The sequence below is a fragment of the uncultured Flavobacterium sp. genome, assembly GCF_963975005.1.
Taxonomy (GTDB): Bacteria; Bacteroidota; Bacteroidia; order Flavobacteriales; family Flavobacteriaceae; genus Flavobacterium.
The window spans coordinates 1-7294 of the sequence record NZ_CAXBFR010000135.1; the positions used below are offsets into that span (position 1 = coordinate 1).

General features: G+C 30.7%; 7 protein-coding genes. 3 read left to right on the forward strand and 4 right to left on the reverse strand.

The window, feature by feature from the left end; translation table 11 throughout:
• Positions 1 to 269: hypothetical protein (locus AACZ53_RS12830; protein WP_339839165.1), on the reverse strand; the 269-nt coding region annotated here is incomplete at its 3' end.
• A 174-nt stretch (positions 270 to 443) separates the two neighbouring features.
• On the reverse strand, positions 444 to 1718 hold the full coding sequence (gene glyA / locus AACZ53_RS12835) for a serine hydroxymethyltransferase (RefSeq protein ID WP_339839168.1): 1275 nt from the start codon (positions 1716 to 1718) through the stop codon (positions 444 to 446).
• 112 nt (positions 1719 to 1830) lie between these two features.
• Between glyA and fahA the strand changes: the two genes are divergently transcribed.
• Positions 1831 to 3114, forward strand: a complete 1284-nt coding sequence (gene fahA, locus AACZ53_RS12840; protein WP_339839171.1) for a fumarylacetoacetase — start codon at positions 1831 to 1833, stop codon at positions 3112 to 3114.
• 105 nt (positions 3115 to 3219) lie between these two features.
• Positions 3220 to 4401: a hypothetical protein gene (locus tag AACZ53_RS12845; RefSeq protein WP_339839174.1), complete on the forward strand. Its 1182-nt coding sequence runs from the start codon at positions 3220 to 3222 to the stop codon at positions 4399 to 4401.
• 5 nt (positions 4402 to 4406) lie between these two features.
• Here the strand turns inward: AACZ53_RS12845 and AACZ53_RS12850 are convergent, their stop codons facing one another.
• Positions 4407 to 5516, reverse strand: a complete 1110-nt coding sequence (locus AACZ53_RS12850; protein WP_339839176.1) for a lactonase family protein — start codon at positions 5514 to 5516, stop codon at positions 4407 to 4409.
• 21 nt (positions 5517 to 5537) lie between these two features.
• On the reverse strand, positions 5538 to 5936 hold the full coding sequence (ytxJ, locus tag AACZ53_RS12855) for a bacillithiol system redox-active protein YtxJ (RefSeq protein WP_339839179.1): 399 nt from the start codon (positions 5934 to 5936) through the stop codon (positions 5538 to 5540).
• A gap of 174 nt (positions 5937 to 6110) precedes the next feature.
• Here ytxJ and AACZ53_RS12860 point away from each other — a divergent pair.
• Positions 6111 to 7294, forward strand: a 1184-nt coding sequence (locus AACZ53_RS12860) for an ATP-dependent Clp protease ATP-binding subunit (RefSeq protein ID WP_339839181.1), incomplete at its 3' end; no start/stop codon positions are given.

Below are 7294 nucleotides of genomic sequence, written 5' to 3' on the forward strand. Positions count from 1 at the left end.
AAAATTAAAATAAAAGATAAATGAAGCGTCAATGTTGCCCATTTTTCCTTTTTATATAATTGATAACGCTTAATGTTTCCAATAAAATTAATGACAAAAAATACCATTATAGTTGAAAACCACCAAGAATTATAGATGATTTTTCTAGCAACATCCGTGTTGTATGCATCTTCTATAAATGTTCCAGCTGCCATTGAAGCGGCAAAAGCAATAAATAAAAAAGCCATTAAACGAGTAGAAAAAAGTATTGAAAATATAGATTTGTTCATAACGAGAAGTATTCAGTAAAAAAGATATTTTTTATTCGTCTGCAAAGATAATTAATTGAAAAAAGATTCAACTGTTAAAATCGTTTTATTAATAGATATTTAAGACTTGTGCAAAAAAAAGCCCCTTTAATTCATTAAAAAACTAAAGTGACTTTTATTTTGTAGTTTAAAATACTAAAAAACAAACATTGCTCTTTCTCCCATTAATTGGTTTACTTCATCTGCAACTTGCTCAATAATATCTTCATCTGTATGATTTGTTAATACTTTATCAATTAAAGCAACAATCGTCTCCATATCACTTTCAACCATACCACGTGTAGTAATTGCTGGTGTTCCAACACGAATACCTGAAGTTACAAATGGTGATTTATCATCAAACGGAACCATATTTTTGTTTACCGTAATTTCAGCTTTTACTAATGCATTTTCTGCTTCTTTTCCTGTAATATTTTTATTTCTTAAATCGATTAACATCATGTGGTTATCTGTTCCACCCGAAATAATATCATAATCTCTTTTAACAAATGCCTCTGCCATTGCTTTAGCATTCTTTTGCACTTGCATAGTATATCTAAAGAACTCATCTGTTAAAGCTTCTCCAAAAGCAACTGCTTTAGCAGCAATAATATGCATTAATGGTCCACCTTGATTTCCAGGAAAAACAGCCATATCTAAAATGTGACTCATCATTCTTGTTTCTCCTTTTGGAGTTTTTAACCCCCATGGGTTTTCAAAATCTTTACCCATCATAATCATTCCACCTCTTGGTCCACGTAATGTTTTGTGAGTAGTTGTTGTAATTATATGACAATGAGGAACAGGATCATTTAATAATCCTTTGGCAATTAATCCTGCTGGATGAGAAATATCAGCCAATAACAAAGCGCCAACTGAATCAGCAATTGCTCTAAATCTAGCAAAATCCATGTCTCTAGAATAGGCAGAAGCCCCAGCAATAATCATTTTCGGTTGTTCTTTTGTAGCTATTTCTTGTATTTTATCATAGTTTAAAACACCCGTTTCTTTATCCACTCCATAAAAAACAGGGTCATATAATCTCCCTGAAAAATTAACTGGTGAACCGTGTGTTAAATGTCCTCCGTGAGATAAATCAAAACCTAAGATTTTATCTCCTGGCTTTAAACAAGCAAAAAACACAGCTGTATTTGCCTGTGAACCAGAATGAGGTTGCACATTTGCATATTCAGCTCCAAATAAAGCTTTAGCTCTATCGATAGCAATTTGTTCAACTATATCTACTACTTCACAGCCACCATAATAACGCTTTCCAGGATAACCTTCGGCATATTTATTAGTAAGTACAGAACCAGCAGCTTCCATAACTTGGTCACTGACAAAATTTTCTGAAGCAATTAATTCAATTCCGTGTATTTGTCTGTCTTGTTCTTCTAGAATAAGATCAAAAATTTGTTCGTCGCGTTGCATTGGGTCGAATTTTCGTTAAAGTTTCTTCAAAATTACAAAATTCGTTTGTTAAATTAATAGTAAAGTTTATATTTGGTTAATAATTTTTCAACAACAAATCAACAATATACTTATGCCAAATAATGCAAACGACCCAAATAGAAAATCTTGGATAGAAGTTCCTAAAAATAGTGACTTCCCTATTCAAAATATTCCTTTTGGAGTTTTTATTACAAAAGAAGATGTAATTACCATAGGAACAAGAATTGGAGATTGTGCCATTGATATGGGCGCTCTTCAACAATTAGGTTATTTTAATGGTATTGACTTAACTGACGATATGTTTATGCAAGACACGCTGAATGATTTTATTTCAGACGGGAAAAAAACATGGAGACTTGTTAGGAACAGATTGGCTGAAATTTTTGACGAAAATAATTCTTCGTTAAGAGACAATAAAAAACAAAGAGATGTTGTCATTTTTAAAATGGATGATATAGAAATGCAATTACCTGTTCAAATTGGTGATTATACTGATTTCTATAGTTCAAAAGAGCATGCAACTAACGTTGGCAAAATGTTTCGAGATCCAGAAAATGCTTTATTACCAAACTGGTTACACATTCCAGTAGGATATCATGGAAGAAGCTCTACAATTGTACCCAGTGGAAAAAAAATAAGAAGACCAAATGGTCAAACAATGCCTGCTGATGCCACTGAACCTGTTTTTGGGCCTTCAAAATTAGTAGATTTTGAGTTAGAAATGGCTTTTATTACTACAGATGCAAATGTTTTAGGAGAACCTGTTCCAATTGATGAAGCTGAAGACTATATCTTCGGTATGGTTTTATTTAATGATTGGAGTGCAAGAGATATTCAAAAATGGGAATATGTACCATTAGGTCCTTTCCTAGCTAAAAACTTTGCTTCAACAATTTCTCCTTGGATTGTCACTATGGATGCTTTAGAACCCTTTAAAACTGAAAGTTGTGAGCAATCTCCAGCTCCAATGAAATATCTTCAACAAAAAGACAAACATACATTTGATATAAATCTTGAAGTTTCTTTACAACCTGAAAATAGTTCTGAAACTGTAATCAGTAAATCTAACTTTAAATATATGTATTGGACAATGGCTCAACAATTAGCACATCATACGGTGAATGGTTGTAGAGTAAATTCAGGTGATATGATGGGTTCTGGAACAATTTCTGGACCAACACCTGATAGTTATGGTTCTATGTTAGAATTATCTTGGGGCGGAAAAAATCCAATTAAGCTAAATGATGGTTCTGAACGTAAATTTATCAATGATAATGATACCGTAATTATGAGAGGTTACTGCCAAAATAAGGAAGTAAGAATCGGTTTTGGGGAATGTGTTGGAAAAATATTACCAGCTTTTGAAATAAAATAAAAACAAATTAATTTAATTAAAGTGCTATTCTTAAAAGAATGGCATTTTTTTTGGATACATCTAAAATCTTCACAAAATATAATATATTTGCTAAAACCTTTATTTATGAAAAAAATTACTTTACTAGCATTAACTTTCTTACTACTGGCTTGTGGAACAGGAAATATAGAAAAATTAATTAGCAACGGAAATTATGATGGCGCTATCAATAAAGCCATATCTAAATTAAGTAAAAACAAAGACGCTAAAGGAAAACAAGACTATGTCTATTTGTTACAAGAAGTGTATGCAAAGGCAAATGATCGCGATTTGACTCAAATTGACAGACTAGTTAAAGAAGCAAGTGCGTCAAATTTTGAAAAAGTATATAATCTATATTTAGGTTTACAAGCTAGACAAGATAGAGTCAACCAAATATTACCTTTAAAATTAATCAAAGAAGGAAGAAATGCAACTTTTAATAAAACGGATTATTCAGATGATATAATTTCAAGTAAAAACGGTTTGTCTAGTTATCTCTATGCTAATTCGATTAAATTATTAGAATCTAAAAACAAATTAGATTTTCGTCAAGCTTATGATGATTTAATATATTTAGACAAGTTGAATCCTAACTTTAAAGATGTTCGCAAAAAAATAGATGAAGCTCAATTTAAAGGAACTGACTTTGTTCACGTTTACACAAAAAATGAAACAAATATGATAATTCCTGTTCGTTTACAAGATGATTTATTGAATTTTGGAACTTATGGTTTGAATGATAAATGGACTGTTTATCACAACAACAAACAAAAAGATATTACATATGATTTTGGCATGTTAGTAAACTTTCGTCAAATAAATATTTCTCCAGAACAAATTAAAGAGAAAGAATTTATCAAGGAAAAACAAATTAAAGATGGAACAAAAACACTTTTAGATAATAACGGAAACGTAGTGAAAGACAGTTTAGGCAATCCCATAAAAGTAGATAATTTTAAAACTGTTAAAGTCAATATTTACGAATTTAGACAATTCAAATCAGTACAAGTAACTGCAAAAGTCGATTATGTAGATTATAGAAACAATCAAACTATTGAAACTTTCCCTTTAGCAAGCGAATTTGTTTTTGAAAACATTTATTCGACTTTTAATGGAGATAAACGGGCTTGTGAAAGTGATTATTATCACTTCTTTGACCAAAGAGCTGTTCAATTTCCAAGCAATGAACAAATGGTTTTTGATTCTGGTGAAGACTTAAAAGCTAAATTAAAAGAGATTATTAATCGAAATAGATTTAGGAAATAATAGCTCTAAAAAGACCAAAAATAAACCGGTTTATGGATTGAAAATTCTTCTTGAGTTTTAGTCAATAAACCTGTTTTTGTATCTCTATCAAAAATCCAAATAGAATTGGAATCTTGATTAGCAACCAATATCTTTTGATCATTATTTGTCAAAATAAAATTTCTTGGAACTAAACCTGTTGAAACCGTTTGAATTTCCTTCCAACTTCCTTCTTTTTGTTTTTGCAAAACCACTAAAACATTATCCATCCCCCTTACTGAAGCATATAGAAAATTTCCATCTTCACTTAATCGAACTTCAGCTGCAGAACCATTTAAGGTTGGAATATCAGTCAATAGTATAGTTTGTAAAAGCTCCAATTTATTGTTTTCATATTTTGCAATTCCAACTTCATTAGTCAACTCAAATGTAATGAACATATAATTTCCTGTTTTATCAAAAACTATATGTCTTGGTCCTTTACCGGGAATTGTGTGATAAGCAAAAGCGTTTTCAGTTTCAACTAAAGAAGTGTTATTTTGATTAAAAGGAACTATTTCAACCGTATCATTTCCTAAATCAGTAAAAAATAATTTATTTTCTGTAGGATGAAAAACCACAGAATGAACGTGAGGTCCTCTTTGTCTATCTCTATTTACACTTTTCCCCTCATGTTGAATTAACAGAACCTTCTCTCCTATTTTGCCATTTTCATCCATTGGAAAAACAGTATAATTCCCACTTGAATAATTCCCAACAACTATAAATTTTTCATTTGGACTTAAAGAAACATAGCAAGGATCATCTCCAAAAGTATCTACAGAATTAATCTTCTGAAAATTTTTAGTAGTAGCATCAAATGCAAAAGAAGTAACCTTTCCTCCACTTTTACTTGGGAATTCTTCTACTGCGATAACAACGGTTTTCGCCTTATTGGATATTACAAACGAAGGGTTTTTAACATCATAAATAACAGCATTTACAGAAATTTTATTTGTTTTAACATCAAAATCAATATAATTAATTCCTTGTGAATTATTTTCTGTATAAGTACCAACTAAAAAGGATTGTTTTTTAGTAGAACTACAACTTAAAAAAAATAGTAGTACTAAAAATAGAAGAAAATGATTTTTCATTATTAAAATTTAAAAAACATTTTATATAAACTGCTTCAAATCATTAGCGTCAATACCATCATGTGAATCATGATAAATAGCTTTACCATTTCTAACCACAATAATCTGTGGAGATTGATGTTGCACATTATAACGATGAGCCATTTCATTAGAAATATCTCTATGATTTAACAAATCCAATAAATACCAATCAATTTTATCTTCATCGTAATTAAATTCAGCTTCAAAACGTTTTAAAGCAAAACGACTAATACTACAACGCGTACTGTGTTTAAAAATTACCACCGGTTTTGTTTGTGAAATTACATCCACTTGATCTAATAATTTTACATCATCTAAAATATAAAACTTAGCTTCTACTTTTTTTTCATTCTTTTCTTCTGGAGCGTTTCCTCCGAATATTTTATCTAAAAATCCCATTTTTGTCGTTATTTAAGACATTTTGACCGTTCAACATGATAATTATCAGTTAAAATCAGTCATTTTGTCGCTACCTTTGTTAAGGTACATTTATTGAATTGTACATTGCAAATATAAAACAAATTAGTTTATTCATTTGTAAGTAAGCTAACAGATTAATAAAATTAAAAATATATGAACTTAAATAATTTAACCATTAAATCGCAAGAAGCTTTGCAACAAGCTCAGCAAATTGCACAGAGTCTAGGCCATCAACAAATAGAAAATGAACACATTTTTAAAGGTTTATTAGAAGTTGATGAAAATGTTACACCATTTATTTTAAAAAAACTAAATGTAAATGTTGACCTTTTCAAAAAAGTATTAGATAGTACATTACAGAGTTTTCCAAAAGTAACAGGTGGCGAAATTCAATTGTCTCGTGATGCATCGTATATGCTAAACGAAGCCATTGCTATTGCTAAAAAAATGAAAGATGAATATGTTTCCATCGAACATTTAATATTAGCTATTTTCAAATCAAAAAGTAAAGTTGCCCAAATTTTAAAAGACCAAGGTGTGACTGAAAAAGGGTTAGAAAGTGCTATTGCCGAATTAAGAAAAGGAGAACGAGTTACCTCAGCTTCTGCTGAAGAAACGTATAATGCCTTAAACAAATATGCAAAAAACTTAAACGAATTAGCCAAAAACGGAAAACTAGATCCAGTAATTGGTCGTGATGAAGAAATTCGTAGAGTATTACAAATCTTAACAAGAAGAACTAAAAACAACCCAATGTTAGTGGGTGAACCTGGTGTTGGTAAAACAGCTATTGCAGAAGGTTTAGCGCACAGAATTGTAGATGGTGATGTACCTGAAAATCTAAAAGACAAAATCGTTTTCTCTTTAGATATGGGTGCTTTAATTGCTGGTGCAAAATTCAAAGGAGAATTTGAAGAACGTTTAAAAGCTGTTGTAAAAGAAGTAACTTCTGCTGAAGGTGATATTGTCTTATTTATTGATGAAATCCACACTTTAGTAGGTGCTGGTGGTGGTGAAGGTGCCATGGATGCAGCTAATATTCTAAAACCTGCTTTAGCTCGTGGAGAACTTCGTGCGATTGGTGCAACGACTTTAGATGAATATCAAAAATATTTTGAAAAAGACAAAGCCTTAGAAAGACGTTTCCAAAAAATAATTGTGGACGAACCTGATACAGAAAGTGCTATTTCTATTTTACGTGGAATTAAAGAAAAATACGAAACGCATCATAAAGTCCGAATTCAAGATGATGCAATTATTGCAGCTGTTGAATTATCACAACGATACATCACCAATCGTTTTCTTCCAGATAAAGCAATTGACTTGATTGATGAAGC

Bases quoted from the DNA above. Each gene is read 5' to 3' on its own strand.
- glyA (WP_339839168.1), bottom strand. From the start codon at position 1,718: ATGCAACGCGACGAACAAATTTTTGATCTTATTCTAGAAGAACAAGAC.
- fahA (WP_339839171.1), top strand. From the start codon at position 1,831: ATGCCAAATAATGCAAACGACCCAAATAGAAAATCTTGGATAGAAGTT.
- AACZ53_RS12845 (WP_339839174.1), top strand. From the start codon at position 3,220: ATGAAAAAAATTACTTTACTAGCATTAACTTTCTTACTACTGGCTTGT.
- AACZ53_RS12850 (WP_339839176.1), bottom strand. From the start codon at position 5,516: ATGAAAAATCATTTTCTTCTATTTTTAGTACTACTATTTTTTTTAAGT.
- ytxJ (WP_339839179.1), bottom strand. From the start codon at position 5,936: ATGGGATTTTTAGATAAAATATTCGGAGGAAACGCTCCAGAAGAAAAG.